Raw genomic sequence first — 26,382 nt, 5'->3', positions numbered from 1 at the left:
GCAATAGCGCAGTGGAACCACCTGACCCCATGCCGAACTCAGAAGTGAAACGCTGTAGCGCCGATGGTAGTGTGGCATTCGCCATGCGAGAGTAGGACACTGCCAGGCACCCAATTAAACGGTGATGTGAAAGACATGACCGGCTGCGAGGATGACGCCTCACAAACAAGCAGCAACAGCTTTAGCGAAAGCTAACCGAATGCGGAGCGGTAGTTCAGTCGGTTAGAATACCGGCCTGTCACGCCGGGGGTCGCGGGTTCGAGTCCCGTCCGCTCCGCCACTAAATTGAAAGGCCTTCCCAAATGGGAAGGCCTTTTTGCTATCTGGCTTTTGCAAACGGGATGAGGAAACAAGAGACAACCGCCAGGGCTGCGACTTGCCACGGGCAACTCGGTCCCTGTCTGTTGTCCCTTGTGCTTGAGCCGGACTCTGTCCGTCTCCCCGTCCGCTCCGCCACTACTTAAGAAGCCCAGTCGACAGACTGGGCTTTTTTCGTCTTATTTTCCCCGGATTACCTCTTTTCTCCTTACTCACTTCAGTAAAACACGCAGAGCCAGACGGTGGTCATGTCGGGATGGGTCCACTCGACCCTGTGCTTCTGGCGGGCAGGGATATTGATGTGATCCCCCGGACCCTGCTGGATCAGCTGCTATCTTTGTCTCTCTTGCCTGCAATGATATTAGGGGAGAACGACAATCCACTGAGTGTCCTGGAAGACTGCAGAGCGCCTCTATGCTCCGTCACGCATACGAAGTGCAGCTTGAATGTCTTGGCGCTTCTTTCAGGCCTTTAGAGAGGTCTTGTCGAAAGAGACTCAGTCAAGGTATGGACGAGAGTGACGAGCAGCAGGAACACGCGCAGGGAAGTGGCATGCACAACATCTGCAGCGTGAGTGATGTAATTGGGTTGCATGTAGTAAAAAGCGCAAAAAGAAAAGGGGACGGCAGCTGCCGTCCCCTCGAGTCATTTCGTCCAGTCCCTGAACTGCAACGCTCCCTGCAATCCCTGACTTTATCCTGATCCTTCGGAATATCCCCTTCCCAATCCGTTGAGGTGTCCTGTGGCCATCCTAGCCTGGCAATCGATCCTGATTGCTGCACTCTCTCCATCCTGGAGGTGTCCGTTACCACATCCCGTGGTGTTCCTTACGTCATCCTGACAGATAACCATCCGGGTTATCTCGCTTCATCCTGAAGCTGTCCTGCTCGCCTCCGGCGAGGTTCCTGTTCGTCCTGAAGAGCAACCATCCTGCTGCTCTGCCTCATCCCGAGGTGTCCTCAACCACGTCCCGCGGTGTCCTGTATTCCCTTTGATAACCATCCTGGCTATCGGCCTCATCCTGAGGTGTTCCCTGCCCACGTCCTGTGGTTTATTCCCTGCTTATGCGCTGCTTCTGCATCCTGCCGAATCAGCTTCGTCCTTGTGAAACCTATATTAAGGGAACCAGAGGGCGGAACAAGGGAGGAGTTGGCGTTGTCGGTGTGATGAGAACGCTTAAACGATCATGGTAGTGGCAATAAATTCATATTAATCATGGTGTTAGTTTGTTTCACGGGAAAGCATAAGGATTCAAAGATGGCTTCGCGTACGGTTCGACACAGTGGCCTCTTACAGCGGCGATGGCTGATCTCTCACACGCAAAAACAGGGCGAAAACGATGGTAAAAACAGGCTCAATTCGAAGGGTAAGGCTTAAAAATTAGTTGAATAAATATGCTCAAAAAGAATACAAAAAGCCGGGCTTGGCCCGGCTTGTTGAGAAGGTGTCAGCTGACGCGGCTACCCGGTGTCGGATATGCCTTGCGCAAGGATTCTGGCGCCAGCACTTCCAGGTTCCCGCTCATGTTGTTGAGCCAGGTACGGAACTCCGGAGTGTCCTGCACCTCGGTTTCCACTACCACGCTGCGCTTGTCGTAACGGGTCATGCGCGGGTTGTGGCCGGGGATCTGGCCGTCGACCAGGGTTGGGCAGTTGGCATCGATGCGGCCGACGAAGCGGATCGGCCCGCTGACATCCTGGTACCCCTGATCGCGGATCAGTTTCTGGATATTGAAATCCTTCGGCTGGGTCGCGCTGAAGTTGGTCAGCTCCACGTTCTTGATGTGGTCGAACGGGATGCCGTAGACCTTGGGATCCAGCTCGGACAGGGTGCAGAGCAGGGTCGGCCCCTCCGCCTGGTTCAGAATGCCGAGCGGATTGATGCGGTCATAGCAGAGCCACACGGTGCGCTCCTTGATGACACGCTGGATCTCGGCGCTGAACTTGCGGCCACGCCACAGAGCATCGCGGATCAGGGTGCTGCGGCGGATCTCCGGGTTGCCGGCAAACGGGCGCGGTGACTGGTGCACGCTCTCGAGCCAGCGTTCCGCCAGTTCGCTCTGGCTGTCACGGATCACCTGGCTGGCCTTGTCGACCAGCGGGTTCAATTCGGTCAGGACACTGGCGGGCAGCAGCTGGCTGGCCTGGTCGCTCCAGGTTTTCAGCGCCACTGCCAGCGACAGCGGCATGATGTTGGCAAAATCGTTGAGGCCATGGCGCTCGAAGCACCAGCCGTGTGGTTTGCTGCGTTCATCCGAGGTGAGATCGAACAACCCCATGCCGGACATCTCTTCCAGGTCCCGTTGCACGGTACGCAGACTGACATGAATGCCTTCTTCTTCCAGTTTTACCTGGAGTTGGCTGGCGGTCAGCTTGTAAGGGCGGTGCGGGATGCAACGCGCCAAGGTCAGTTGTCGTAACAGCTTCTTACTCATGGTGCATGCCTTCACTGGTTTAGCGTTGAGTGTATCCTAGCCATGCCTTGCGACAGTATATGTCGCAAGTTTTGCTGCGACAACTGTCGCCATTTTCATACAAACCAAGCTAACTATATGATCACAAAAGAGAACGCTCTCTTTTCTGGCAGCAATTGAGGCTAAAAAATGATGAAAATTCGCCAAATGAAAGTGCTGTCTTACGGATTTGGTGCAGAAGAAAAAACAGAAATGATGGGTAAGCGCAGAATATGATGTGGAGGAGAGGGCTCTCCTCCACCGGGCGGGGATTTTTGCTGTCGGATCAGGCCAACCAGGACCAGGCCGACTTGGTGATGGCGGCGCCCACCATATAGCCGAATACCGCCAGGGCAGCGAGGCCGGCCACCAGCTTCTGACTGCGCGCAGGGCGCTTGAGCGCCATGACGCCGAGGCCGATGTAAACCACCAGCGCGATCAGCTTGGCCATCAGCCAGGGCTGCTGACCCGGGCTCATCTGCAGGGTCACCGCCAGCACTACCCCGAACAGCAACAGGAAGGTGTCGTTGACATGGGGCAGGATCTTCAGCCACTTCTGCTGCAGGCGGGCACTGCCCCCCAGGGCTAACAGCCAGCGATAGAGGAACAACAGCACGCTGACCAGCGCCAGCGTCATGTGCAGGTGTTTGAGCAGGGGGTAATAGGCAATCATATTGCTTCCTTGTCGTTGTCGGGCAGACCGCTGTTCCAGTTGTGGGCGTGAATGCGCTCCTGTCCTTCCTGATCGTCTTGCAGCAGATCGGAGAGGATGTCCCGGTATTGCAGGCTCTTGTTGATATAGGTGTGTTCGTCGTCCAGGTAGTTGACCTGCTCCCGCAGCAGCCAGTTGTCGTGCTGCTTGAAGGTCTGCCCGGCCCGCCAGGCCTGGTTGGCCCGAAAACCGAGCTGGGTCAGGGCTTCCACCCCCAGATCCACGGCGGAACCCAGGGTTTCCCGATACACGCTGCCCACGCCCTGGCGCAGGATCTCGTGAGCGTGGGGACGATCCTGGGCTCGCGCCAGTATCTTAAGGTGCGGGAAGTGTTTCTTCACCATTTCAATCACTTCGAGTGACGTCGCAGGGTCGTTGATGGAGAGCACCAGCAATTTAGCCTTGTGGGCACCGGCGGCGTGCAGCAGGTCGAGCCGGCTGGCATCCCCGTAGAACACCTGATAGCCATACTTGCGCAGCATCTCGATCTGGCTGGCATCCTGCTCAAGGATGGTGGTACCTATGCCGTGACCGTGCAGCAAGCGTCCCACGATCTGACCGAAGCGGCCGAAGCCGGCGATGATCACCGGGTGCTCCACCAGCTCCGGCTGCTCGTGCTGCGGGACCTCGCTCTGGTTGCGGTAGTCGAACCAGGGCTGGATCACCCGATCGTTGAGGATCAGCAGCAGCGGCGTCAGTGCCATGGAGAGCGCCACCACCAGGGTCAGCAGGGCGATGGTATCCCCCGGTAACACCCTGTTCTGGGCGGCGAACGAGAACAGCACGAAGGCGAACTCCCCCCCCTGGGCCAGCGCCAGCCCGAAGGTCCAGCGCTGGCTCGGCGAGATGCGGATGATGAAGCCGAGCGCCATCAACACCAACCACTTAAGCAGCATCAGGCCGACCACCAGGGCCGGGATCAGCAGCGGATGTTCGGCAAACAGCCCGAAGTTGATACCGGCGCCCACCGACATGAAGAAGAGGCCGAGCAGCAGCCCCTTGAACGGCTCTATGTCCGCCTCCAGTTCGTGGCGGTATTCGCTGTCCGCCAGCACCACGCCGGCGAGGAAGGAGCCGAGAGCGGGGGAGAGACCGACCGATTCCATCAGCACGGCGATGGCGATCACCAGCAGCAGGGCGGCGGCAACGAAGATCTCCCGCATGTGGGACTGGGCGATGGCGCGAAACACCGGGCGCATCAGGTAATGACCACCCAGCACGATGCCGGAGATGGCGGCCACCACCAGCAGGCCGTGTTGCCAACCGGCCAGCTCAGAGCTGCCACTGCTGGCCACCGGCGCGATGGCCAGCAGCGGCAGGATCGCCAGGATGGGGATGACGGCGATGTCCTGGAACAGCAGCACGGCGAAGGCGGAGCGGCCGCTCTCGCTCTGCATCAGTTTGCGCTCCTGCAGGCTCTGCAGCACGATGGCGGTGGAGGAGAGCGCCAGGATGAGGCCGATGGCCAGCCCCTGTTGCCAGGGCAGGCCAATGAGGTGGGCCACGCCGGTCAGGGCTGCCGTAGTGAGCAGCACTTGCAGGCCGCCGGTGCCGAGAATGGGCCCCTTCAGCTGCCACAGCAGCGCCGGCCTGAGCTCCAGCCCGACCAGAAACAGCATCAGCACCACTCCGAACTCGGCGAAGTGCATCACGTCTTTTTGCTCACCCACCAGCCCCAGCAGGAAGGGGCCTATGATGATCCCCGCCAGCAGGTAGCCGAGCACGGAGCCCAGCCCCCAGCGCTTGGCCAGCGGCACCGCGATCACCGCGGCGGAGAGGTAGATGAAGGCGTCGAACAGCAAACCGTGTCCCATCAGCGGATCCTCCGCGCCGTGGTGGAGGCCGATGAAGGCAGGCCGGGACTACGCCCGGAGCGGGTTCGGGTCATGGGAGTACCTCCAGCAGATCACGCAGATAGGGGCTGCCGCCGAGTTGTGCCGGGGTCAGCTGCTCGTCGCGCAGGGCGCACAGCAACTGGCGATAGTCCTGGCCGCAGCGACGCAGCGCCTCCGGGTCCCGGATCTTGTGAAAGGAGTGCAGCACGAACGGGGGCAGCCAGCTCATGCCGCACAGCTGGGCCGTCTGCTGAAAGGGGAGCAGGAAGTCGAGCAGCGGGCGCTGGTTGTAGCCGGCACTGCAGTAGGATTCGGGGGCTCCGCCGGTGGTGATGGCCGACAGCCACTGCTTGCCGTTGAGGGCGTGGGCTTCCGGGCCGTAGGCGTAGCCGTACTCCAGCACCAGATCCATCCACTCCTTCATGATGGCCGGACAGGAATACCAGTAGAAGGGGTGCTGGAAGACGATGATGTCGTGTTCAGAGAGCAGGGCCTGCTCCCGCTTCACGTTGATGAACATGTCCGGGTAGTGCAGATAGAGGTCGTGCAGGGTGACGCCCTCCAGCCCGTCGATGGCCTGCAGCAGCTGCTTGTTGGCCCGGGAGCTCTGCAGCGCCGGGTGTGAGAAGATGACCAGAATGCGTTTCATGGGGTCCTGACCTGAAGAGGAGTGGATGCCGGCAAAAGATGCATTGCGCAGCGACGTTAGCAAGAAGCGCCGTGGCCCGCCAGCTCCGGGATCAGCTCGCGCAGCGCCGGATTGAGGGTCTGGTGGGCGGGATAGCAGAGACCGATGCGCCGGAACATCCGGGGCCCGCTCACGGGCACGGTGCACAGCCCCGCCTCGTCCTCCACCAGCCCGTCCGGCAGGAAGCTGATGCCGATCCCGGCCAGTACCAGCGCCATCACCAGCCCCTTGCTCTCTGCCTTGGCCACCAGATTGAGGGTGAGCCGATCACAGGCCAGCAGGCCTATGGTCTGCTGATGGGCCTCGCAGGGTGGGCACTCAATAAAATCATAATGTTGTAGCTCGGCCAGTTCGAGTTGCCGGCGGCCGGCGAGGGGATGGTCGCGGCGCACGCACAAGACATAGTCCTCTTCCCACAGCGGCAGAAAGATCTCGTCCTCCCGGCGCAGGGCATCCAGGGTCAGCCGACAGTCGGCAGGCGTCCCGTAATCGGAGAGGGTGAGATCCAGCTCGGGCAGCACCGCCTGTACCTGCTGCAGCAATCCCGCCAGCCGGCGCCGGCTCAGGTCCGGCATGATGGCAAGATTGAGCCGAGCACGCGTCGCCTTCTGGCGAAACAGCTCGGGCAGCCGACGAGCCTCCTCCACCAGCTTGACCGCGTGGGGATAGAGGTAGTGGGCCGGATCCTTCGCCTCCACCCCCTTCTTGCCCCGAATGAACAGGCTGTCACCCAGGGTCTCTTCCAGCTGGCGCAGCCCCGCCGAGAGGGAGGGCTGGCTGACGTGGCAGCGTTCGGCCGCCGCCGTGATGTTCTTCTCTTCATAGATGGCGATGAAGAAACGCAGCAGTCTCAGATCCAGCATAAGCCCAACCATAGTTTTTTCAGATGATAACCAGCGGAAAACAATATTTATCACTGATGGATGCAGTGACTATAGTGATCCCGTTCCGTGCTGGCCAGCCGCTTGTTTGCTCAAACCGACTCTTGAATCAGAAGGAAAACATCATGTCCAAGCCTCTCGTCGTGATCACCGGTGCCTCCGCCGGGATCGGTGCCGCCATCGCCCGCGCCTTCTCGGCCGCCGGCCATCCGCTGCTGTTGCTGGCCCGCCGGGTCGAGCCCATGCAGGCGCTGGGCCTGCCCGATACCCTCTGCATCGGGGTCGACGTGACCGACACCACCGCCATGAAAGCCGCCATCCAGCAGGCCGAGGCGCAATTCGGTCCGGTCGGCTGCCTGGTCAACAATGCCGGCGTCATGCTGCTGGGCCAGGCCGACGTGCAGGATCCGGCCGAGTGGCAGCAGATGCTCAACATCAACGTGATGGGGGTATTGAACGGCGTTCACGCCGTGCTGGCCGGGATGAAGGCGCGCCGCAGCGGCACCATCATCAACATCAGCTCCATCGCCGGTCGCAAGACCTTCCCGAACCATGCCGCCTACTGCGCCACCAAGTTCGCGGTACACGCCCTGACCGAAAACATCCGGGAAGAGGTGGCCGATGTCGGCGTGCGGATGGTGACCATAGCCCCAGGCGCGGTGGAGACCGAGCTGCTCAGCCACACCACGGACGAGAGCATCAAGGCCGGCTACCACGACTGGAAGGATCAGATGGGCGGCGTCATTGCGCCCGAGGTGATCGCCGAGGCCGTGCTCTATGCATGGCACCAGCCGGCCAATGTCTGCGTGCGCGAGATCGTGCTGGCGGCCACCCGTCAGCAACCTTGATGGAGGCTGACTGGAAGAGGGGGAGGGCTTGACCCTCCCCCTGGGCCAGGGGTTACCATAGGCCACCTTTCGTCAATGAGTCGTCTCATGGTTCTGACCCGTCGCCAACTCGCTCGCGCCCGCCGCTGGCTCCCCCTGTGGAGTCTGCTGATGGTGCTGATGTCGTTTGGCAGCAGGGCGGCGACCGATCTCTGTACCCTGACGCCTCATTGCAGCCAGAGCGAACGCACCCTGGAGAAAGCCATGCCCTGCGGCAGCTTCACCTCGGCGCTCGCCATGACGGTGCTCAGCAGTGACAGCCTGACGGTTGCCATGCTGGAACCTGACGCCCCGGATTTCATCTCCCCTTCCCAGTTCATGCCGGATGTCCCGACCGACCGGCTGGAGCGTCCTCCCCGCACCCTGGCTTGAATCTGACCCCCGTTCCCGGGCATGTTTCATTCAATCTGAGGTGAGTTATGTACAAATCCCTGCTACTGGCCGTGCTGGCCGGTACCGTCAGCTTTTCTGCTCTCGCGGCCGAGAAGATGACCGTCTACAAATCCAAGTACTGCGGCTGCTGCCAGGCCTGGAACAAGCACATGGAAGAGAATGGCTTCGAGCTCGAGGTCATCGAAACCGAACAGCTTGCACCGGTCAAACAGCAGTACGGCATCACTCCGCAGCTGGCCTCCTGCCACACCGGCGTGGTCAACGGCTATGTGATCGAGGGACACGTGCCCGCCGCCGATGTGCAGAAACTGCTCAAGGAAAAACCGGCGATCCGCGGCCTGACCATTCCGGGCATGCCCCAGAGTGCGCCGGGCATGGATATTCCGGGTCAGCCCTATCAGGTGCTGAGCATCAGCAATGAGGGCGCGACCAGAGTCTGGTCGAGCTACCCCGGCTGATGAAGACTGGCCGTGAGCAGACACACTTCCATCATGTGAGGCACACCTGAGCGAGCCCGTGTCGCTCACGGTCAGGTATAAGGGCCGCCATCGCGAGATGGCGGCCCTTTTACATCCCGGCGCGGGAGAACTTGCAACTGAAGGCGACAAGGGGCAGATTGGTCCCCTGTCCAAGGAGCCAAGGCTCAGGTCCGCCAACCCTTTTAAAGCGCAAAGGATGCGACATGTTCACCTTTTCCCGAGGGCTTCTGCTGCTGGCTTGCCTGGCCGCCGTTCCCTGTTCATATGCCAATGATGAGTCCGCCATGCCCACACGCGACACCCAGATCCAGCCTCCCGTGGCCGCCAAACACCCCCATGCCCTGAAAAAACACGGGGATACCCGGGTCGACAACTACTACTGGCTGCGCGATGACGAGCGCCAGAAACCCGAGGTGCTGGCCTACCTGGAGGCCGAAAACGCCTACACCGACGCCATGCTCAAACCGGTCAAGCCGCTGCGCGACCAGCTCTATCAGGAGATGGTGGCCCGCATTCCCCAGCAGGACGAGTCGGTGCCTTATGTGAAGAACGGCTATCGCTACCAGACCCGCTACGAGCCGGGCAAGGAGTACGCCATCTATTCACGCAGCAAAATTGGTGAAGAGGCTACAAGCCTGCTGCTGGACGGCAACCAGCGCGCCGAGGGCCACGAGTTCTACGCCCTGGGGGCGCTCGAGGTGAGCCGCAACAACCGCTGGCTGGCGGTGGCGGAAGATTTCCTCTCCCGCCGCCAGTACCAGATCCAGTTCTTCGATCTGGAGAGCGGAAAGTGGGCCGCCGACACGCTTCCGAACACCTCCGGCAATCTGGTCTGGGCCAACGACAGCAAGACGGTGTTCTACGTGCGCAAGCACCCCAAGACCCTGCTGCCCTACCAGGTCTATCGCCACGAGCTGGGCACGGATCCCGCCAAGGACACCCTGGTCTACGAGGAGAAGGACGACACCTTCTATGTGAGCCTCTATGCCACCACCTCGGAAGATTTCATCGTCATCGCCCTCTCCAGCACCACTACCGGCGAGGCGCGCCTCATCGATGCCAACGTGCCGACCCAGGCGCCGCGGCTGTTCCTGCCGCGCCAGGTGGATCACGAGTACAGCCTGGATCACTACCGCGGCCGCTTCTATGTGCGCTCCAACAAGGACGGCAAGAACTTCGGCCTCTACGAGACCAAAGAGCGCCCGGTGGAGCGCTGGAAGGCAGTGATCGCCCCCAATCCGGATGTACTGCTGGAGAGCTATGCCCTGTTCAAGGAGTGGCTGGTGCTGGAGGAGCGCAGCCAGGGGCTGACCCGGTTGCGCCAGGTCAACTGGCAGAGCGGCGAGCAGAAGGAGATCGCCTTCGACGACCCGGCCTATGTCACCTGGCTTGCCTACAACCCGGAGCCGGACACCAGCGCCCTGCGCTATGGCTACTCCTCGATGACCACGCCGTCTTCCACCTACGAGCTCGACCTGAACAGCGGCAAGCGCACCCTGCTCAAGCAGCAGCCGGTGGCGGGCTTCAAGGCCGATCAATATGCCAGCGAGCGGCTCTGGATCACCGCCCGTGACGGCGTGGCCGTGCCGGTGTCGCTGGTCTATCGCAAGGACAAGTTCAAGAAGGAGGGGACCGGCGCAGGCACCAATCCGCTGCTGGTCTACGGCTATGGCTCCTATGGCGCCAGCATGGATCCGGACTTCAGCAGTGCCAGGCTGAGCCTGCTGGATCGCGGCTTCGTCTACGCCATCGCCCACATCCGGGGTGGCGAGGAGCTGGGCCGCCACTGGTATGAGGATGGCAAGCTGCTGAAGAAGCAGAACACCTTCAACGACTTCATCGACGTGACCGAGGCGCTGGTGGCACAGGGTTATGGTGCCAGGGATCAGGTCTACGCCATGGGCGGCAGCGCCGGCGGCCTGCTGATGGGGGCCGTCATCAACCAGGCGCCCCAGCTCTATCGCGGCGTGGTGGCCCAGGTGCCCTTCGTCGACGTGGTCACCACCATGCTGGACGAGTCCATCCCCCTCACTACCGGTGAGTACGACGAGTGGGGCAACCCGAACCAGAAGCGCTACTACGACTACATGAAGGCCTACAGCCCCTACGATCAGGTCAAGGCGCAGGCTTACCCGAATCTGCTGGTCACCACCGGGTTGCACGATTCCCAGGTACAGTATTGGGAGCCGGCCAAGTGGGTGGCCAAGCTGCGGGAGCTGAAGACGGATGATAACAAGTTGTTGCTGAGTACCGACATGGACGCCGGCCACGGCGGCAAGTCGGGCCGCTTCAAGGCCTACGAGGATATCGCGCTGGAGTTTGCGTTTATCCTGGATCTGGCCAAGCCAAAAGCATAAGTCACCAAGGTTGCAGCCCTTGCCAGGCAAGGGCTGCAAAAGAATCTCCTTTCCCTCTTCCCACCTGCCGTCCGGTAGCACAACCAATTAATCTTCGATCGGCAAATTAATGATCGGCTTCAAATTTCTGGCGACCGATATCCTTCATTTTGTGTTTTTGTTTGATTTATGTTGGCGCCGTGTGCTTAATCGATGCCGTTATAACTCTTTAATTGGCCCCCTCGGTGCCAATTATCTCTGGTTGGCATGAAGCCGACTGTCTCACCACAGGATGCTGGTGGCTTTTTGGGGAACGCTGGTCGTTCACCCATTTCCTCATCGCGAGGTCACGGACAACCGCCGACGCAGCACGGCGGTTTGTCTTGCATTCGCCCGTGGAACGGGCGAGCTGAATCAATCAAAAAGGATGAACAACATGAAAGGATTATCCCTGGCGTGTGCCTTGTCGGCAGCTCTGGTCGGTGTCTCGTTTGGTGGTCCGGTACAGGCGCAGGAGCGCTTCGTGACCATAGGCACCGGCGGTCAGACCGGTGTCTACTACGTGGCGGGCCAGTCCATCTGCCGCTTCCTCAACCGCGGCGCCGCCGATCACCAGATCAAGTGCAACGCCCCGGCCAGTGGCGGCGGTGTTGCCAACGTCAACGGCATCCGCTCCGGCGAGTTCAACTTCGGCATCATGCAGTCCGACCACCAGTACAAGGCGATGAAGGGCGTCGAGCCGTTCAAGGCCGAGGGTCCGATGGATGACATCCGCGCCGTCTTCTCCCTGCAGAGCGAAGTGTTCACCATCCTGGCCCGCAAGGACGCCAAGATTGCCGGCTTCGACGATCTGAAGGGCAAGCGGGTCAACATCGGCAACCCGGGCTCCGGCCAGCGCGACACCTTCGAAGAGATCATGGCCGTCAAGGGCTGGGACAAGTCCGTGTTCAGTTTGGTCTCCGAGCTCAAACCCGCCGAGCAGGCCTCTGCCCTGGGTGACAACAACATCGATGCCATGAGCTACTTCGTTGGCCACCCCAACGGTGCCATCCAGGAAGCCTCCACCACTACCGACACCGTGCTGGTGCCGGTGACCGGCCCCGAGATCGACAAGCTGCTGGCCGAGAAGAGCTACTACAGCAAGGCCGAGATCCCGGGTGGTCTGTACAAGGGCAGCCCGAACCCGACCCCGTCCATCGGTGGCAAGGCCGTACTCTCCACCAGCGCCAAGGCTGATCCGGAAGTGGTCTACCAGCTGGTCAAGTCCGTGTTCGACAACCTGGATCGCTTCAAGCGCCTGCACCCGGCCTTCGCCGACCTGAAGGAAGCCGACATGATCAAGGTGGGTCTCTCCGCCCCGCTGCATGAAGGCGCGGTGCGCTACTACAAGGAACGTGGCTGGATGTAATCCGGCTGCGTCTTAGGATGTGCCCCGGACTCGCTCCTCCTTTGGGGGGGCGAGTCTCTTTATTGCAGCACCAACAGAGCCACACTATGCAGCAAACACAACAACAAGAGGCGCTCTCGGCCGAGGAGCTGATCGCCCAGGATGTGGGAGCCCGCCTGCCGGTGGGCACCATGAGCTGGATCATCGCGGGTCTTGCGCTGATCTGGTCCCTGTTCCAGCTCTGGATCGCTTCGCCGCTGCCGTTTTCTCTCGGCATCGGTGTTCTCAACGACACTGAAACACGCTCGATTCACCTGGCTTTCGCCATCCTGCTCGCCTATCTGGTGTTCCCGGCCATGCGCAGCTCGCCGCGCGACCGCGTGCCGCTCGGTGACATCGCCCTTGGCCTCATCGGCGCCGCCGTCGCCAGCTACCTGTTCATCATGTATGAGCAGCTGGCCCAGCGCCCCGGCAACCTGACCACCATGGACTTCGTGGTCGCCTGTATCGGCATTCCGCTGCTGCTGGAAGCCGCCCGCCGTGCCCTCGGCCCGGCCCTGGCGGTGATCGCCATCGTCTTCCTGGCCTACAGCCTGGCCGGCCCCTGGATGCCCTCCCTGCTGGCGCACCGTGGGGTGAGCCTGCACGCGCTGGCCAACCACCAGTGGATCACCACCGAAGGGGTGTTCGGCATCGCCCTCGGGGTCTCCACCAGCTTCGTCTTCCTGTTCGTGCTGTTTGGCGCCCTGCTCGAGCGCGCCGGTGCGGGCCACTACTTCATCCAGCTCGCCTTCAGCCTGCTCGGCCACCTGCGCGGCGGCCCGGCCAAGGCGGCCGTGGTGGCCTCGGCCCTGACCGGCGTCATCTCCGGCTCCTCCATCGCCAACGTGGTGACCACCGGCACCTTCACCATCCCCATGATGAAACGGGTCGGCTTCTCCAAGGAGAAGGCCGGCGCGGTGGAAGTGGCCTCCTCGGTCAACGGCCAGATCATGCCCCCGGTCATGGGAGCCGCCGCCTTCCTGATGGTGGAGTACGTTGGCATCCCCTACGTCGAGATCATCAAGCACGCCTTCCTGCCGGCGGCCATCTCCTACATCGCGCTGCTCTACATAGTGCACCTCGAGGCGCTCAAGCTCGGCATGCAGCCCATCGGCAACCGTCAGCCGCGGCCCTGGCTGCGCCGCCTGACCGGCTTCGCCTTCGGTGCCGCTCTCATCAGCGGCCTCTCCATGGCGGTCTACTATGGCCTGGGCTGGCTCAAGCCGGCGCTGGGCGACTACGCCCTGCCGGGGATCAGCGTGCTGCTGGCCGCCGCCTACCTGGGACTGCTGAAGATCGCCGCCAGCAACGAGCCGTTGCCGTCGGAAGATCCGGACAAGCCGCTGGACGAGCTGCCGGAAACCCGCGCCGTGCTGCTCTCCGGCCTGCACTTCCTGCTGCCGGTGGTGGTACTGGTGTGGTGTCTGATGGTGGAGCGACTCTCCCCGGGCCTGTCGGCCTTCTGGGGCTCGGTGATGCTGATCATCATACTGCTGACCCAGCGCCCGCTGCTGAACTGGCTGCGCACCGATGGCAAGCATGACTACGGCAGCTTCACCGACGGCGTGGTGGATCTGCGCGAGGGGCTGATCGCCGGTGCCCGCAACATGATCGGCATCGGCATCGCCACCGCCACCGCCGGCATCATAGTCGGGGCCGTCTCCCAGACCGGCGTCGGCCTGGTGCTGGCGGATCTGGTGGAGTTCCTCTCCATGGGCAACCTGCTGCTGATGCTGCTGCTGACCGCCCTGCTGAGCCTGATCCTCGGCATGGGGTTGCCCACCACCGCCAACTACATAGTGGTGTCGAGCCTGCTGGCGCCGGTGATCGTCACCCTGGGGCAGCAGAACGGCCTCATCGTGCCGCTCATCGCCGTACATCTGTTCGTCTTCTACTTCGGCATCATGGCCGACGTGACCCCGCCGGTGGGGCTGGCCTCGTTCGCCGCGGCCGCCGTCTCCAAAGGGGATCCCATCAAGACCGGGATCACGGCGTTCTACTACAGCCTGCGCACCGCGGCGCTGCCGTTCCTGTTCATCTTCAACACCGACCTGCTGCTCATCAACGTGGACTTCGCCCACGGCGTGCTGATCTTCATCGTGGCCACCATCGCCATGCTGATCTTCGCCGCCGCCACCCAGGGTTACTTCCTGGTGAAGAGCCGCTGGTACGAGAGCGTGCTGCTGCTGCTGGTGGCCTTCACCCTGTTCCGTCCCGGTTTCTGGATGGACATGCTGCACGACCCGTATCGCGACGCCGCGCCGGCCGAGTTGGCCCAGACCATGGGCCAGGTGGAGGCCGAAAGCACCCTGCGCCTGCGGATGGAAGGGGAAGATGCGGTGGGCAAGCTGCGCCGCTTCACCGTGCTGCTGCCGGTGCCGGATGGCGCGAGCGGTGAGGATCGTCTGACCAAGCTGGGGATCCAGACCTATGAGCAGGACGGCAAGATCCTGATCGACAGCGTCACCTTCGGCAGCCAAGCCGCCGAGCTGGGGCTGGAGATGGATCAGCAGATCCTGAGCGTCAAGGCGCCCACCGAGCGCTGGCCCAAGGAGCTGATGTGGCTGCCGGGCTTCCTGCTGTTCGGCGCCGTGATCTGGCTGCAGCGGCGCCGTCAGGCACGCTGATCCCGCACCCAATAAAAGCGGCGCCACGATGGCGCCGTTTTTATTTACCCCGTGTGGGGTTATTCCTGCGGAGCTTGCTTCTGCGGCAGGTTGAAAGGCTGTTGCTTCACCTAGCTCAGTTCCGGCTGCTCTCAGACCTATTCAACGCGGCACATCATGATATCTATACGGGCCGCGGGAGGGCTTATTCTTGCGGATCCTGCTCCTGCAGCAGGCTCAGGGTCTGTTGCTCCACCTGGCTCAATCCCAGCTGTTCGCAGGCTTGCTCAAAGCTGATTCCCAAGTGGCACATCATGATATCGATGGCGGGCAGATAGTTTCTCATTGCTTCTTCCATGGTGATCCTCCGAACCCGTTCCTTATGCCCGAACCGGGTGTGTGGGACAATTAGACTTTAGGCGTAGAGTGCTCGTTTGCTGAGCGCCTCTGCCACTGGCCGGGGGAATTTGTTACTCTCCCTGTCAGCAAGAAGATGTTGCCGTATGACTGCGAGCGACACGTGAGGAGCAGGGCATGTTATTGAGTTTCTTGATCATCGCATCGGGCTGGTGGCACATTCGTGCGGCCTACGGCTCAGACTCCCGTCAGTTCTACATCAGCAAGCCGCTGACCATGCTGCTCATCATAGCGCTGGCGTTCGGCTATCAGGGCTATGACCACGACGGCTCCCACGCCTGGATCCTGCTCGGTCTCTGCCTGTCGCTGGCCGGCGACGTGCTGCTGATGCTGCCGAGCGACCGCTTCATCCAGGGGCTGGCGGCATTTCTTGTCGCGCACCTCTGCTACATCGTCGGCTTCGCCCAGGGGCCGCTGGTGCTGAACCTGGTGGATGGCCTGCTGTTGCTGCTGGTGGCCGGCATGGTGTTCGGCCTGTTGTGGGGCAAGCTCGGGGAGATGAAGATCCCCGTCTTCTGCTACATGCTGGTGATCATCGGCATGGCCTGGGTGGCCGCCGGTGCCTGGCACGCCTCCCTCACCGCCGGCAGCGCCGCCGCCCTGGTGGGGGCGCTGATGTTCCTCTTCTCCGACAGCATGCTGGCGCTGGATCGCTTCCGTCGCCCCTTCCCCCATGCCACCGCCTGGGTGATGAGCAGCTATTTCGCCGCCCAGTTCCTGATCGCCGCCTCGCTGGCGGGTTGACCGGCGGGCCGCAATAAAAAACGGGCCTGCCGGCCCGTTTTGCTACTCCCTTCTCACTCTTTTCACGCCTCGACCGGTTCGGCATCCGGCGCCCTCGGGGCCGGCTGCTTGAGCAGCAGCATCAGGGCGCTGGCGATCAGCAGGAAGATACCCATCACGAAGAACACCTGGTTGTAGGCCATGATGGCCGCCTCGCGGCTGATGGTGTTCGACAGCATGGCCTGGGCCTGCAGACGGGCCAGCTCGGGGCCGGAGCCCTGGGCCATCATGCTCTGGGCCAGCTGCAACAGGTAGGCCTGTCCCTCTATGCTGGTGGCGGCCAGGGTACTGCCGATCTGGCTGACATGGGTGCGGGTGTCGTTGTCGATCAGGGTGGCTATGATGGCGATGCCGAAGGCACCGCCCAGGTTGCGCAGCACGTTGAGCAGGGTGGAGGAGGAGGGGATCTCGTCCGGCGTCAGGCTGGCGGTCGCCACCAGGGAGAGCGGCACCATGATGAAGGGCTGTCCCAGCGCCCGTACGATGAGAGACTGGATCAGCTGGGGCCCGGCGTAATCCGCACTCATGTTCATGTTCATGAAGCAGCTGACGGCGAACACCAGAAAACCGAAGCTGACCAGATAGCGCGGGTCTATCTTGTGGGTCAGCTTGGGTACCAGTGGCAGCACCAGCAGCTGGGGTAGTCCCATCCACATCAGTACCTCGCCGATTTCCAGCGCGTTGTAGTTGTGGATCTGGGTCATGTAGAGCGGCAGCACATAGATGGAGCCCATCAACGCCATGCCGAGCACCAGGTAGGCGAAGCAGGCCAGCGCGAAGCGCGGGTTGTGCAGCAGCCGCAGGTTGACCAGCGGGTGGCGGCGCAGCAGCTGGCTGATGACGAAGAACACCAGCGCCACCACCGAGATGACGGTGAGCCGCACGATGAAGCTGGAACCGAACCAGTCCTCCCGGTTGCCCTCTTCCAGCACCACTTCCAACAGGCCAAGCCCCACCGCCATGGTAAGGATGCCGATGAGATCCACTCGCTTGATCACCTCCCAGTCCACCGGCTTCTTGTCCAGCCCGTGGGCCAGCATGGCCATCACCAGCAGTCCCGGCGGCACGTTCAGGTAGAAGATGTAGTGCCAGGACATCTGTTCGGTCAGCCAGCCGCCCAGGGTCGGGCCGATGGCGGGGGCGAAGGTGGCGCACAGGCCGAACAGTGCCATGCCGGTGGCTCGCTTGTGCAGCGGCAGCAGGCTGACGATGAGGGAGAAGGCCATGGGGATCAGCGCCCCGCCGGTGAAGCCCTGCAGCGCCCGAAAGACGATCATGCTGGTGAGGTTCCAGCTGAACGAGCAGAGCACGGAGGCGATGATGAAGGCGCCTGTGGTCCACAGCAGGTAGCGCCGCACGCTCAGCCCCCGACTCAGCCAGCCGCTCAGCGGGATGGCGATCATCTCTGCCACCAGATAGGAGGTGGAGATCCAGGAGCTCTCGCTCAGGGTGGCCGACAGAGCCCCCTGAATGTCCTTCAGGGAGGCGTTGGTGATCTGGATGTCGAGGATGGCCATGAAGGCGCCGATGAGGCCCCCCATGACCGCGATCCAGTTGCGGCGTGGTATGGCGTCCATCAGTTGGCGGCGACCACGGGATCAGGGCTGCGGGTGTCGACGATCACCTCGGTGGAGAGGCCAGGCAACAGCTTGCCCGCCAGGGCGCCCGGATCCGGAATGCGGATCTTGACCGGTACTCGCTGCACGATCTTGGTGAAGTTGCCGGTGGCGTTCTCTGGCGGCAGCAGGGCGAACTTGGCGCCGGTGGCCGGTGCCAGGCTGTCGATGATCCCCTCGACCGGCTGATCCGGATAGGCATCCAGGATCACCTCCACCTTCTGGCCGGGCTGCATGTGGAGCAGCTGGGTCTCCTTGAAGTTGGCCTCGACCCACACCTGCTGCAACGGCACCAGACTGGCCACCTGCATGCCGGACTGAACGTAGAGCCCGGCCCGCAGGCTGCGCTTGCCGATGATGCCGTCGGCCGGTGCTCGCAGCTCGGTATAGGCCAGCTCCAGCTTGGCCTGCTCCAGCTGGGCGGCGCTCAATGCCAGCTTGGCCTGGTTCTGTTTGGCCTCGGCATCCAGCACCAGCAGCCGCTCGCGGGCGGCCTGCAGGGCCGCTTTGGCCTCCTGTTCCTGGGCCTGATTGACCTGCAAGCCGGCACGCACCTCGTCCAGGCTGTCCTGGGAGCTGTAGTGGCGCTGGTTGAGCTGGCTGACACGGCGCACCTGCTGCTGGGCCCGGACCTGTTCGGCATTGGCCGAGCTGACCTTGGCCTCGGCCTGACGGATGAGGCTCAGCTGCTGGGTGCGAGTGGCGGCCAGGTTCTCCGCCGTCGCCTGGTTGAGGCGCAGGTCTGCTTCGGCCTCGGCCACCTTGGTCTTGTACTCCCGGTCGTCGAGACGGGCGATGAGCTGGCCGGCCTTCACCGGCTGGTTGTCGGTCACCAGCACTTCGCTGATGTAGCCGGACAGCTTGGAGCCGATGCCGGTCACCTCGCTCTGCAGGTAGGCGTTGTCGGTGCTCTCGAAGTAGCGGCCGTGCAGATACCAGTAACCGGCAAACAGCAGGCCGAGCAGGGCCAGTATCATGGCGGCCAGCAGGGGGATCTTCTTGTGTTGACTCATGGGGGGGATTCCTGAACATAAGAGAGGCAGGCTAACACTGGCCAACTGTTTCGATTAGTATCCATTTATGAGATATACAGTTTCACTGGTGCAACAATGGATCTGAACGCTGCGTTGATTCTAGTGCGGATCGTCGACAAGGGCTCCTTCACGGCGGCCGCCCAGGAGCTGGGCATGACCAAGGCGACGGTGAGCCGGCGCATCGCCGAGCTGGAGCAGCGCCTCGGCGTGCGGCTGCTCTACCGCTCGACCCGCCAGCTCACCCTGACCGAGGCCGGCGAGCAGTACTATCTGCGTTGCAGCAAGGCGGTGGACGAGCTGGCCCAGGCCGAGCTGATGGTGAGCGCCAGCCAGCAGGAGGTGACCGGCACCCTCAAACTGGCGGTGCCCATCGAGGCAGGGCAGCTGGTGGTAGGGCGACTGGTGGCGGAGTTTCTGCAGGCCTATCCCGGTCTGCAGGTGGAGCTGGAGCTGACCAATCGCATCGTGGATCCCATCAACGAGGGGCTGGATGCGATCGTGCGGATCGGCGACATGAGCGACTCGAACCTGGCAGCACGGCGGCTGTGGAGCAATGCCCGCCTGATCTGTGCCAGCCCGGCGTACCTGGCGCGCAGCCCCGCCATCACTCATCCCGAGGATCTGGTACAACATGAGCGGGTGGCGGTGACCAGCGGCTTTCTGGCCTCGCACTGGTGTTTCGAGCGGGATGACAAGGAGGTGCTGGTTGACCCTCCCTCCCGCTTTCGGGTTAATAATATAACCTGTGCCCGAGAGGCGGCGAAGGCCGGGTTGGGGCTCGCCTCTCTGCCCGCCATGCTCTGCCACGAGGAGCTGGCGAGCGGGACCTTGGTGTCCGTGCTGCCCGAGTGGCAGCAGCCCAGGGTACCCATTTACCTGCTGTTTCCGGAGCGGCGGCTGATGCCGCGAAAATTGCGGGTGTTCATCGATTTCATCGTGGCCAAGGGGGCCGACTACGGCATAGACACCCTGCTGTAGCCGGCCAGAGCAGGTGCCGTGGTTACGGCATCGCGGGGGGATCTGAGGGGGAAGACATGGATCACTGGATCAATCTGTATCGGGCTTCCCATTCGCTGGAGGCCCACGCCCTGAAAGGGGCGCTGGAAGTGGAAGGGGTGCCGGTGCGGCTCAATGGCGAGGCGCTGTCGGGCGCCCTGGGCGAACTGCCGGTGGACATGCTGCAGGTGACCCTGATGGTGCGCGAACAGGATCGCAGCAAGGCAGGGCGGGTCATCGAGCGCTATCAGCAGCGTCAGGGCAACGGCTGGCTGTGCGGTCAGTGCGGGGAGGAGAACGGCGCCAACTTCGATGTCTGCTGGCGCTGCCACCACGATCCCCACGAAAATTAATCGCTCGCCCTGCCTCAGCGCAGGGTGAAGTCGATGTCCTCCCCCGCGCTGGCGTCGTGATAGGTCGCCAGATCCAGCTCCCGCTCGCTGCGGGCAATCAACACGGAAACCAGGATATCGCCGGAGACGTTGACCGTGGTGCGCGCCATGTCGAGGATCCGGTCGATCCCGGCGATCAGTGCCACCCCCTCCAGCGGCAGTCCCACTGCGGTCAGGGTCAGCGTCAGCAGCATCAGGCCGGTGCCCGGCGTGCCCGCTGTGCCTATGCTGGCCAGGGTGGCGATGCTGATGATGGTCAGGTAATCCACCAGGTGCAGATCCACCCCGAAGGCCTGAGCCACGAACAGGGCGGTGACCCCCTGATAGAGGGCGGTGCCGTCCATGTTGATGGTGGCGCCGATGGGCAGCACCTTGGCGGTGATGGCGGGGGAGACCCCGAGCCGGCGCTCGGCGCAGGCCAGGCTGATGGGCAGGGTGCTATTGCTGGAGCTGCTGGTGAAGGCCACCGCCTGGGCATCGACGATGCTCTTGAAGTAGTGCAGCGGATTGAGGCGGGCCAGCAGGATCAGCAGGCTGCTGTAGACGCCGAGCACGTGCAGCAGGCAGCCGAGGTAGACGGCGCCGATCACCTTGAGCAGCGGCAGCAGCAGGCTCATGCCGTACTTGCCGGTCATCCAGGCCATCAGGGCACAGACACCGTAAGGGGCCAGTGCCATCACCATCTGGGTCAGCTTGAACATCCCCTCCGCCAGCGAGGTGAAGAAGAGGATGGCGGGGCGGCCGCGCCGACCGGTGGCGTTGAGGGCGAGGGCGAGGGCCACCGCGAACACGATCACCTGCAGGATCTTGCCGTCCACCATGGCCTGCACCGGGTTGCGCGGCACCAGGTGGCTCAGCACGCTGGCCAGGGTGGGGGACTCCGCCATGCCGACCCGCTCATAGGGCCCCATATTGGCGCCCATGCCGGGTTCCAGCAGCCAGCCCATCATCAGGCCGATGCAGATGGCGACGGCGGTGGAACAGAGGTAGAGGCCGATGGCCTTGCCGGCGATGCGGTCGAGGGCCTTGCCCTTGAGCAGCGAGGTGAGGCCGGCGATGACCGAACAGAAGATGAGGGGCACCATCAGCATCTGGATGGTGTTGACGAACAGCACGCCGATGGGTTTGAGCAGCAATGCCTGTTCGCTGAAAGCGGCGCCGAGCCCGATCCCCGTCAGCATGCCGAGCAGGGTCTTCAACCAGAGCGGACGGCGGGTCCAGATCCGCCAGGGTTTGAAAGCCAGTCCATGGAACAGCATGACGCCAATGTCCTTATATTCGGTCTGCGGTGGCAAAAAGGGGCGTTAGTGTAGCCATCCCCTGCTCAGGTTGCCACATTATCGACAAAGCCGTGACCATCACCAGTGCGGGGGCAGGGAAATCGGCAATTTGTTGGTCTATATCAAGGTCGTCGGCAGTGGAGCAGGATTTAATAGGCATCAAATATGTCTATTCAAGAGGTTTGCAATGACTCAATCGGTACACGGCCACGAAGTGATGGAGATGATGCTGGCGCAGGGCGGCCAGTTCACCCGGGCCAGCCTCAAGCAGGCCATCGACGCACGCTTCGGGGCGGATGCCCGTTTCCACACCTGCAGCGCCAGCGAGATGGATGCCGAGGCTCTGATCGACTTCCTGGCCAAGCGCGGCAAGTTCATCGAATCGGAGCAGGGTTTCCAGACCCGCGCCGACAAGATCTGCAACCACGGTTGATCCCCGCCGGCGAGCGCCCGCCGCGCTCGCCGAATCTTGCTGCCTTTGTTATATTTCGCCCTCTTTCCCCTCCTTTTGTTGAAGGCTTAGCCTGGGCGTTGTATGGACACTTTCTCCGCTGCCGTCATGTTGTTTCTGATCATGGATCCGCTGGGTAACCTGCCGGTCTTCCTGTCGATCCTCCGTCATATCGATCCCAAGCGGCGCCGCAAGGTGATGATGCGGGAGCTGCTGTTTTCACTGGTGATCATGATGGCCTTCCTGTTCGTCGGTCAGCAGATCCTCAATTTCCTCAACCTGCGGCAGGAGGCGGTCAGCATCGCCGGCGGCATAATCCTGTTCCTCATCGCCATCAAGATGATCTTCCCGAGTGAAGGGGGGGTGACCGGGCTGGCCGCGGGGGAGGAGCCTTTCCTGGTGCCCATGGCGATCCCCATGATTGCTGGCCCCTCGATCCTGGCCTCCTTGCTGCTGCTGGCCAACCAGGAGCCGACCCGGATGGCGGACTGGTCGCTGGCCCTGTTGATGGCCTGGGGCGCCAGCGCGGTGATCCTGATGTTCTACGAGGTATTCAACAAGCTGCTGGGTGAGCGAGGACTCACCGCGGTGGAGCGGCTGATGGGCATGCTGCTGGTGATGATCTCGGTGCAGATGCTGCTCGACGGGGTGCATCACTACCTGGCGGTGACCGGTCAGAACTGACTGGCTAACAAGAAAGACGCGGGGCTCGACGAGCCCCGTTTTTTTGTTTGTGATCCGGCGTTTTGGCTATCAGGTGCCTGCGGCTGCCGAAGGGGCCAGCTTGCTCATTCTGTCGGGTGCTCGCGGCCCAGCACCTGTATCAGGCCGGTTCGGCCGCTGTTGGTTCCAGCTTGCCCATGATCAGGGCCAGCAGGGTTTCCCGCAGCCAGCGGTGGCCAGGATCCTCCTCGTGGCGCTGATGCCAGATCAGCAGGTGGGAGATGCTGTCGAGGGCGATGGGCAGCGGCAGCGGTACCAGCGGGTAGACCTGAGTGGCATGGCGGGCGTAGAGCCGGGAGAGGGTCACTATCATGTCCGAGTGCATGCCCATCCGCAGCGCCGCCTCGAAGGAGGGGACGGTCGCCTCGATGCGGCGGTAGAGATCCTGCTCCGCCAGCTTGTGATCCAGCATCCAGCGGTCGCGCCCCTCGCAATAGGTCTGCACGTGGGGATAGGCCAGGTAGCGGGTGAGATCCCATTCGGGTTCGTGCAGGGCAGGGTGGTCGTGCTGCACCAGGCAGGTCAGATCGTCGATGGCGAGCAGCCGCTGGCAGATGGCGTTGGGCAGGGTGTCGAGCCGAAAGTCCGAGTTGATGCAGTTCTCCCGCACCGTGAAGGCGATGTCCACTTGGCCCTGGCTCATCTCGGTCAGGCTGTTCTCGGTCCACTCCTCGTAGCGCAGCCGGATGCCGGGTGCCTGCCGTTTCAGCTCGCTCAGGTAGAGCGGCGCGAACAGGGTAAAGGCGCTGTCCATGCTGGCGATGACGAACTCCCGCTCGGTGGTGGTCGGGTCAAAATCCGGCGGCTGGATCAGGTTGTCCAGCGACAGCAGGATCGGCTGCAGTTGCTGCTGCAGGCTGAGGGCGCGTGCTGTGGGTTCCAGCCCGTAGGCCGAGCGCACGAACAGGGGATCGTCGAAGGTTTCCCGCAGTCGGCCGAGGGCCTTGCTGACGGCAGACTGGCTCAGATGCAGGCGACGGGCCGCCCGGCTGCCGTTTCGTTCCTCCAGCAAAACTTGCAGGATTATCAATAGATTGAGGTCGATACGCCCCAGCTGTTCCAGCAACATGATATGAATCCTCTTCAATTCTTAGATGAATTTATACCATTTGTTTTCATATCTAGGCGAACTTATGCTCGAAACGTCTCTCGCCTTCAATGGCGGCTGGTACAGGATGTAGTGGTTGAGGGGACAAGTAGCATCAAGCAATACGGCGGCCTTTGGGTCGCCGTATTTTTTGGTGATTTATTTGCAAACTTGCGCCTGTCTTGATTTTGCCCAACAATCTTTGCGCCTTCTTTTGATACAAACGATCGGTATCTATCAGTCAGGAGTATCCCTATGGGACTCGGTGGAATTCATATCTGGCATTTGTTGATCCTGCTCGTCGTCGTGGTCGTGGTGTTTGGCAGCAAACGCCTGGCCGGCGCCGGGGAAGATCTGGGCACCGCCATCAGGGATTTTCGTAAAGCCTTGCGTGACGATGAATCACAGCCGAAATAAGTGGGAGTTGAATGATGTCCGTAGAAGAGAAAGTGGAATTGAACGAGACCTGTGACAGCTGCGGCTGCTTCGCCGAAATTGGCACCATCATCGGCGAGGGTGACGATGTGATGGAGCTGGTGATCGAGGCCGCCGAAGAGGCCGACGCCCGCGCCAAGCTGGCCACCTACGAGGCGCTGGCCAAGCAGGTCACCGCCGAAGCCAAGAGCAGCAGCGAACTGAGCCAGGGCGCCAACGGCGTGATCCTGAAAGCCCGCCTGCAATTCACCTGCACCGCCGAAAAACTCATTTTCGAGATGCGTGCCCGCTCTATCTGAGCCCCCTGAAAACACGGCAGGTTCGCCTGCCGTGCTGACCCTTCTGCTGTGGGTCTGCGTTCTATAGTTAGTTATCCCACAGACGGTTTTGCCCGACGCGAGTCGGCCAACAGAAGGCGATCTCATCATGGTTCAGCGCAGGCTCTTCGCCACCCCTCTCCACGTCGCTCATTACCTCTTTGACCTGCCCGGACAGCCACTGGCGGTGACGCCATGAGGCGGCGCTGGCTCTGGAGCCTGCTCATTCTGTGGGCGCTGCCGCTGCTGGCGGCGGATCTCAAACCGCAGCGGCTGCCCCAGCCAGGGGATCTCGCCAGCATATTGCAAAAGAAAGAGCTGAGGGCCCTGGTGGTCTATGAGCGGGGCTTTTTCTTCCTCGACAAGGGGACCCAGCACGGCATCCTGGTCAACCAGCTGCAGGGGTTCGAGCGCTGGCTGAACCAGACCTATCTGGCCAAGGAGAAGATCAAGCTCAAGATCATCTATATCCCGGTGCGCCAGGACAAGCTGCTGGATTACCTCGCCGAGGGGCGGGGCGATCTGGTGGCCGCCAACATGACGGTGACGCAGACCCGGCGCGAACAGGTGACCTTCTCCAACCCGGTGATCGCCCCCATCGAAGAGTGGGTGGTGAGCCAGCACAGCCTGCCGACCTTCAACCGCATTACCCAGCTCTCAGGCCGGCGGGTCTGGGTGCGGGCCAGCTCCAGCTATTACGAGAGCCTGCGCCAGCTCAACTGGCTGTTTCGCGAGCTGGGGCTGCCCCCCGTCTATATCGAAACCGTGCCTGAATACCTGCAGGACGGGGATCTGCTGGAGATGGTGGCGGCCGGCATCATACCGCTCACCGTGACCGACAGCTTCAAGGGGCGGATCTGGCTCGGCATGATCAGCGGGCTGCGAGCCCACAAATTGATCCCGCTGCGGGACAACGGGCGTAGCGCCTGGGCCCTGCGCAACAACAGCCCAGAGCTGCTCAAGGCGGTCAACGACTATCTGGCCGATGCCGGCAAGCGCACTCTTTACAGCGACATGGCCCTGCGCCGCCTGCTTGCTCGCAACGACCAGATGAGCAACATACTGGCGCCGGATCCGCTGGGCCGGTTGTCGACCATCCGCAAGGTGCTGGAGCAGCAGGCCGACAAGTACCGGCTGGACTGGCTGATGCTGGCGGCGCTGGCCTACAAGGAGTCTGGCCTCAATGCCAATATCCGTTCCGAACGGGGGGCGGTGGGGATCATGCAGCTGTTGCCGAGTACCGGCAGCGAAGTGGGCATTCGCGGCGCTCGCCTCGCCAGCCTGGAGGGTAACGTGGAGGCGGCCTGCCGCTACATGCGGTTGATCCTCGACACCTATTTCAACGATCCCAAGCTGGACGTGCTCAACCGCCACCTGTTTGCACTGGCGGCCTACAATGCCGGCCCGAACCGGGTGCAGGCGCTCAGGGCCAAGGCCGAGGCCGCCGGGCTGGATCCCGACGTCTGGTTCGGCAACGTAGAGCAGCTGGTGGCCAACGAGGTGGGGCAGGGTCCCATCAACTATGTCAGCACCATCTACAAGTACTATGTGGCCTACCGCTTCAGTCTACCCCAGCTGGAGGGCAAGGCGGCCGCCATCGAGGCGGTGGCCCAGCCCTGACGTCCTGCTAGTGCGATGGGGCGGGCGAGGTGAAAGGCTGCCAGGCCTGATCCCTGTGTTGCAGATACCAGGGGGTCAGCTGGCCGCTCGGCGAGGGATCCGGCTCACTGGCCTGCGGTCTGTGACTGATGGCGGGGCGATCCGTGAGTTCCATGGTAAATTCCTTCATCCTGTTGCTACGAGGCCCTTAGCCAGCGTTATGCCATTTCCTCATG

25 protein-coding genes, 1 tRNA gene, 1 rRNA gene and 1 pseudogene are annotated in these 26,382 nt (G+C 62.2%); 16 read left to right on the top strand and 12 right to left on the bottom strand.

The genetic code is table 11. The features are described from left to right. Together rrf and ACB033_RS17650 are read left to right on the top strand one after the other, a co-directional pair. Positions 1-108: ribosomal RNA gene (gene rrf, locus ACB033_RS17655) — 5S ribosomal RNA — on the top strand; the annotation flags it as partial. 95 nt (positions 109-203) lie between these two features. Beyond that, positions 204-280: transfer RNA gene (locus ACB033_RS17650), tRNA-Asp, on the top strand. Between the two features lie 255 nt (positions 281-535). On the opposite strand, the pseudogene ACB033_RS17645 reads toward ACB033_RS17650, so the two are convergent. The 6 genes and pseudogenes from ACB033_RS17645 to ACB033_RS17620 form a co-directional block, all read right to left on the bottom strand. Further along, positions 536-649: pseudogene (locus tag ACB033_RS17645) on the bottom strand (phosphoribosylaminoimidazole carboxylase); the annotation flags it as partial. Positions 650-1,765: 1,116 nt separating this feature from the next. Then, positions 1,766-2,752, bottom strand: coding sequence for a YafY family protein (locus tag ACB033_RS17640; RefSeq protein WP_005308002.1), 987 nt, complete (start codon positions 2,750-2,752; stop codon positions 1,766-1,768). A 304-nt stretch (positions 2,753-3,056) separates the two neighbouring features. Then, positions 3,057-3,443 carry a SirB2 family protein gene (locus tag ACB033_RS17635; protein ID WP_010635416.1) on the bottom strand — a complete coding sequence of 129 codons (387 nt, stop codon included), beginning with the start codon at positions 3,441-3,443 and terminating at the stop codon, positions 3,057-3,059. Continuing rightward, positions 3,440-5,296, bottom strand: a complete 1,857-nt coding sequence (locus tag ACB033_RS17630; RefSeq protein WP_005308005.1) for a monovalent cation:proton antiporter-2 (CPA2) family protein — start codon at positions 5,294-5,296, stop codon at positions 3,440-3,442. The genes ACB033_RS17635 and ACB033_RS17630 overlap by 4 nt, the downstream gene beginning before the upstream one ends. Positions 5,297-5,366: 70 nt before the next feature. Beyond that, positions 5,367-5,966: an NAD(P)H-dependent oxidoreductase gene (locus tag ACB033_RS17625; protein WP_043170635.1), complete on the bottom strand. Its 600-nt coding sequence runs from the start codon at positions 5,964-5,966 to the stop codon at positions 5,367-5,369. A gap of 56 nt (positions 5,967-6,022) precedes the next feature. Further along, positions 6,023-6,868 carry a LysR family transcriptional regulator gene (locus tag ACB033_RS17620; RefSeq protein WP_026141732.1) on the bottom strand — a complete coding sequence of 282 codons (846 nt, stop codon included), beginning with the start codon at positions 6,866-6,868 and terminating at the stop codon, positions 6,023-6,025. A 143-nt stretch (positions 6,869-7,011) separates the two neighbouring features. Between ACB033_RS17620 and ACB033_RS17615 the strand changes: the two genes are divergently transcribed. From ACB033_RS17615 to ACB033_RS17590, 6 genes are all read left to right on the top strand, one after another. Continuing rightward, positions 7,012-7,734: an SDR family oxidoreductase gene (locus tag ACB033_RS17615; RefSeq protein WP_162519957.1), complete on the top strand. Its 723-nt coding sequence runs from the start codon at positions 7,012-7,014 to the stop codon at positions 7,732-7,734. Between the two features lie 87 nt (positions 7,735-7,821). After that, entirely contained in the window at positions 7,822-8,145 is a 324-nt protein-coding gene (locus ACB033_RS17610) for a hypothetical protein (protein WP_005308010.1), read from the top strand. Positions 8,146-8,192: 47 nt separating this feature from the next. Beyond that, positions 8,193-8,624 carry a DUF411 domain-containing protein gene (locus tag ACB033_RS17605; RefSeq protein WP_005308011.1) on the top strand — a complete coding sequence of 144 codons (432 nt, stop codon included), beginning with the start codon at positions 8,193-8,195 and terminating at the stop codon, positions 8,622-8,624. A gap of 224 nt (positions 8,625-8,848) precedes the next feature. Further along, positions 8,849-11,002, top strand: a complete 2,154-nt coding sequence (locus ACB033_RS17600; RefSeq protein WP_162519956.1) for a S9 family peptidase — start codon at positions 8,849-8,851, stop codon at positions 11,000-11,002. 415 nt (positions 11,003-11,417) lie between these two features. Next, positions 11,418-12,389 carry a TAXI family TRAP transporter solute-binding subunit gene (locus ACB033_RS17595; RefSeq protein WP_010635409.1) on the top strand — a complete coding sequence of 324 codons (972 nt, stop codon included), beginning with the start codon at positions 11,418-11,420 and terminating at the stop codon, positions 12,387-12,389. A gap of 86 nt (positions 12,390-12,475) precedes the next feature. After that, positions 12,476-15,037 (top strand): TRAP transporter permease, encoded by a 2,562-nt coding sequence (locus tag ACB033_RS17590; RefSeq protein ID WP_010635408.1) that lies wholly within the window; start codon positions 12,476-12,478, stop codon positions 15,035-15,037. Positions 15,038-15,221: 184 nt separating this feature from the next. Here the strand turns inward: ACB033_RS17590 and ACB033_RS17585 are convergent, their stop codons facing one another. After that, the gene (locus ACB033_RS17585) at positions 15,222-15,362 is read right to left on the bottom strand and encodes a hypothetical protein (RefSeq protein WP_010635406.1); all 141 of its coding nucleotides are present in this window, start codon (positions 15,360-15,362) and stop codon (positions 15,222-15,224) included. 188 nt (positions 15,363-15,550) lie between these two features. On the opposite strand from ACB033_RS17585, the gene ACB033_RS17580 reads away from it, so the two are divergent. Continuing rightward, the gene (locus tag ACB033_RS17580; RefSeq protein ID WP_005308018.1) at positions 15,551-16,177 is read left to right on the top strand and encodes a lysoplasmalogenase; all 627 of its coding nucleotides are present in this window, start codon (positions 15,551-15,553) and stop codon (positions 16,175-16,177) included. A 62-nt stretch (positions 16,178-16,239) separates the two neighbouring features. Here ACB033_RS17580 and ACB033_RS17575 read toward each other — a convergent pair whose 3' ends face one another. Beyond that, a complete protein-coding gene (locus ACB033_RS17575) occupies positions 16,240-17,793 on the bottom strand; it encodes a DHA2 family efflux MFS transporter permease subunit (RefSeq protein ID WP_025202374.1) in 1,554 nt (517 codons plus the stop codon). After that, positions 17,793-18,845 (bottom strand): HlyD family secretion protein, encoded by a 1,053-nt coding sequence (locus tag ACB033_RS17570; RefSeq protein ID WP_005308022.1) that lies wholly within the window; start codon positions 18,843-18,845, stop codon positions 17,793-17,795. Before ACB033_RS17570 ends, ACB033_RS17575 begins: the two co-directional genes overlap by 1 nt. Before the next feature lie 96 nt (positions 18,846-18,941). Between ACB033_RS17570 and ACB033_RS17565 the strand changes: the two genes are divergently transcribed. Together ACB033_RS17565 and ACB033_RS17560 are read left to right on the top strand one after the other, a co-directional pair. After that, positions 18,942-19,844 carry a LysR family transcriptional regulator gene (locus ACB033_RS17565; protein ID WP_005308024.1) on the top strand — a complete coding sequence of 301 codons (903 nt, stop codon included), beginning with the start codon at positions 18,942-18,944 and terminating at the stop codon, positions 19,842-19,844. A 56-nt stretch (positions 19,845-19,900) separates the two neighbouring features. Further along, positions 19,901-20,215, top strand: a complete 315-nt coding sequence (locus ACB033_RS17560; protein WP_005308027.1) for a DUF2007 domain-containing protein — start codon at positions 19,901-19,903, stop codon at positions 20,213-20,215. A gap of 14 nt (positions 20,216-20,229) precedes the next feature. Here ACB033_RS17560 and ACB033_RS17555 read toward each other — a convergent pair whose 3' ends face one another. Then, on the bottom strand, positions 20,230-21,513 hold the full coding sequence (locus ACB033_RS17555) for a dicarboxylate/amino acid:cation symporter (RefSeq protein ID WP_026141205.1): 1,284 nt from the start codon (positions 21,511-21,513) through the stop codon (positions 20,230-20,232). A gap of 208 nt (positions 21,514-21,721) precedes the next feature. Between ACB033_RS17555 and ACB033_RS17550 the strand changes: the two genes are divergently transcribed. Both ACB033_RS17550 and ACB033_RS17545 read left to right on the top strand, forming a co-directional pair. Then, positions 21,722-21,967 carry a YecH family metal-binding protein gene (locus ACB033_RS17550; RefSeq protein ID WP_017764705.1) on the top strand — a complete coding sequence of 82 codons (246 nt, stop codon included), beginning with the start codon at positions 21,722-21,724 and terminating at the stop codon, positions 21,965-21,967. Positions 21,968-22,069: 102 nt separating this feature from the next. Beyond that, positions 22,070-22,669 (top strand): YhgN family NAAT transporter, encoded by a 600-nt coding sequence (locus ACB033_RS17545; RefSeq protein WP_010635400.1) that lies wholly within the window; start codon positions 22,070-22,072, stop codon positions 22,667-22,669. Positions 22,670-22,808: 139 nt separating this feature from the next. On the opposite strand, the gene ACB033_RS17540 is transcribed toward ACB033_RS17545, so the two are convergent. After that, positions 22,809-23,777 carry a LysR substrate-binding domain-containing protein gene (locus ACB033_RS17540; protein WP_017764704.1) on the bottom strand — a complete coding sequence of 323 codons (969 nt, stop codon included), beginning with the start codon at positions 23,775-23,777 and terminating at the stop codon, positions 22,809-22,811. Between the two features lie 273 nt (positions 23,778-24,050). Here ACB033_RS17540 and tatA point away from each other — a divergent pair, with 273 nt between their 5' ends. The 3 genes from tatA to ACB033_RS17525 all read left to right on the top strand — a co-directional run bounded on the left by tatA (position 24,051) and on the right by ACB033_RS17525 (position 26,167). After that, positions 24,051-24,212, top strand: a complete 162-nt coding sequence (gene tatA, locus ACB033_RS17535) for a twin-arginine translocase TatA/TatE family subunit (protein ID WP_005308036.1) — start codon at positions 24,051-24,053, stop codon at positions 24,210-24,212. Positions 24,213-24,226: 14 nt separating this feature from the next. After that, positions 24,227-24,529: a YfcZ/YiiS family protein gene (locus ACB033_RS17530; protein ID WP_026141206.1), complete on the top strand. Its 303-nt coding sequence runs from the start codon at positions 24,227-24,229 to the stop codon at positions 24,527-24,529. A 213-nt stretch (positions 24,530-24,742) separates the two neighbouring features. Beyond that, a complete protein-coding gene (locus ACB033_RS17525) occupies positions 24,743-26,167 on the top strand; it encodes a lytic transglycosylase F (protein WP_054543904.1) in 1,425 nt (474 codons plus the stop codon). A 7-nt stretch (positions 26,168-26,174) separates the two neighbouring features. Here ACB033_RS17525 and ACB033_RS17520 read toward each other — a convergent pair whose 3' ends face one another. After that, positions 26,175-26,321, bottom strand: a complete 147-nt coding sequence (locus ACB033_RS17520; protein ID WP_005308040.1) for a hypothetical protein — start codon at positions 26,319-26,321, stop codon at positions 26,175-26,177. Between the last annotated feature and the right edge of the window lie 61 nt (positions 26,322-26,382).

Origin of the sequence: Aeromonas sp. S15(2024), assembly GCF_041402265.1 — a bacterium.
Taxonomy (GTDB): Bacteria; Pseudomonadota; Gammaproteobacteria; order Enterobacterales; family Aeromonadaceae; genus Aeromonas; species Aeromonas dhakensis.
This window is presented reverse-complemented; position numbering and strand designations above follow the sequence as displayed.

What these genes read in the sequence shown, in the direction of transcription:
- ACB033_RS17605 (WP_005308011.1), top strand. Translation starts at nt 8,193, where the DNA reads ATGTACAAATCCCTGCTACTGGCCGTGCTGGCCGGTACCGTCAGCTTT.
- ACB033_RS17595 (WP_010635409.1), top strand. Translation starts at nt 11,418, where the DNA reads ATGAAAGGATTATCCCTGGCGTGTGCCTTGTCGGCAGCTCTGGTCGGT.
- ACB033_RS17570 (WP_005308022.1), bottom strand. Translation starts at nt 18,845, where the DNA reads ATGAGTCAACACAAGAAGATCCCCCTGCTGGCCGCCATGATACTGGCC.
- ACB033_RS17590 (WP_010635408.1), top strand. Translation starts at nt 12,476, where the DNA reads ATGCAGCAAACACAACAACAAGAGGCGCTCTCGGCCGAGGAGCTGATC.
- ACB033_RS17635 (WP_010635416.1), bottom strand. Translation starts at nt 3,443, where the DNA reads ATGATTGCCTATTACCCCCTGCTCAAACACCTGCACATGACGCTGGCG.
- ACB033_RS17610 (WP_005308010.1), top strand. Translation starts at nt 7,822, where the DNA reads ATGGTTCTGACCCGTCGCCAACTCGCTCGCGCCCGCCGCTGGCTCCCC.
- ACB033_RS17555 (WP_026141205.1), bottom strand. Translation starts at nt 21,513, where the DNA reads ATGCTGTTCCATGGACTGGCTTTCAAACCCTGGCGGATCTGGACCCGC.
- ACB033_RS17565 (WP_005308024.1), top strand. Translation starts at nt 18,942, where the DNA reads ATGGATCTGAACGCTGCGTTGATTCTAGTGCGGATCGTCGACAAGGGC.
- ACB033_RS17580 (WP_005308018.1), top strand. Translation starts at nt 15,551, where the DNA reads ATGTTATTGAGTTTCTTGATCATCGCATCGGGCTGGTGGCACATTCGT.
- ACB033_RS17545 (WP_010635400.1), top strand. Translation starts at nt 22,070, where the DNA reads ATGGACACTTTCTCCGCTGCCGTCATGTTGTTTCTGATCATGGATCCG.
- ACB033_RS17620 (WP_026141732.1), bottom strand. Translation starts at nt 6,868, where the DNA reads ATGCTGGATCTGAGACTGCTGCGTTTCTTCATCGCCATCTATGAAGAG.
- ACB033_RS17640 (WP_005308002.1), bottom strand. Translation starts at nt 2,752, where the DNA reads ATGAGTAAGAAGCTGTTACGACAACTGACCTTGGCGCGTTGCATCCCG.
- ACB033_RS17600 (WP_162519956.1), top strand. Translation starts at nt 8,849, where the DNA reads ATGTTCACCTTTTCCCGAGGGCTTCTGCTGCTGGCTTGCCTGGCCGCC.
- ACB033_RS17560 (WP_005308027.1), top strand. Translation starts at nt 19,901, where the DNA reads ATGGATCACTGGATCAATCTGTATCGGGCTTCCCATTCGCTGGAGGCC.
- ACB033_RS17585 (WP_010635406.1), bottom strand. Translation starts at nt 15,362, where the DNA reads ATGAGAAACTATCTGCCCGCCATCGATATCATGATGTGCCACTTGGGA.
- ACB033_RS17625 (WP_043170635.1), bottom strand. Translation starts at nt 5,966, where the DNA reads ATGAAACGCATTCTGGTCATCTTCTCACACCCGGCGCTGCAGAGCTCC.
- ACB033_RS17530 (WP_026141206.1), top strand. Translation starts at nt 24,227, where the DNA reads ATGTCCGTAGAAGAGAAAGTGGAATTGAACGAGACCTGTGACAGCTGC.
- ACB033_RS17540 (WP_017764704.1), bottom strand. Translation starts at nt 23,777, where the DNA reads ATGTTGCTGGAACAGCTGGGGCGTATCGACCTCAATCTATTGATAATC.
- ACB033_RS17520 (WP_005308040.1), bottom strand. Translation starts at nt 26,321, where the DNA reads ATGGAACTCACGGATCGCCCCGCCATCAGTCACAGACCGCAGGCCAGT.
- tatA (WP_005308036.1), top strand. Translation starts at nt 24,051, where the DNA reads ATGGGACTCGGTGGAATTCATATCTGGCATTTGTTGATCCTGCTCGTC.
- ACB033_RS17615 (WP_162519957.1), top strand. Translation starts at nt 7,012, where the DNA reads ATGTCCAAGCCTCTCGTCGTGATCACCGGTGCCTCCGCCGGGATCGGT.
- ACB033_RS17630 (WP_005308005.1), bottom strand. Translation starts at nt 5,296, where the DNA reads ATGGGACACGGTTTGCTGTTCGACGCCTTCATCTACCTCTCCGCCGCG.
- ACB033_RS17575 (WP_025202374.1), bottom strand. Translation starts at nt 17,793, where the DNA reads ATGGACGCCATACCACGCCGCAACTGGATCGCGGTCATGGGGGGCCTC.
- ACB033_RS17550 (WP_017764705.1), top strand. Translation starts at nt 21,722, where the DNA reads ATGACTCAATCGGTACACGGCCACGAAGTGATGGAGATGATGCTGGCG.
- ACB033_RS17525 (WP_054543904.1), top strand. Translation starts at nt 24,743, where the DNA reads ATGAGGCGGCGCTGGCTCTGGAGCCTGCTCATTCTGTGGGCGCTGCCG.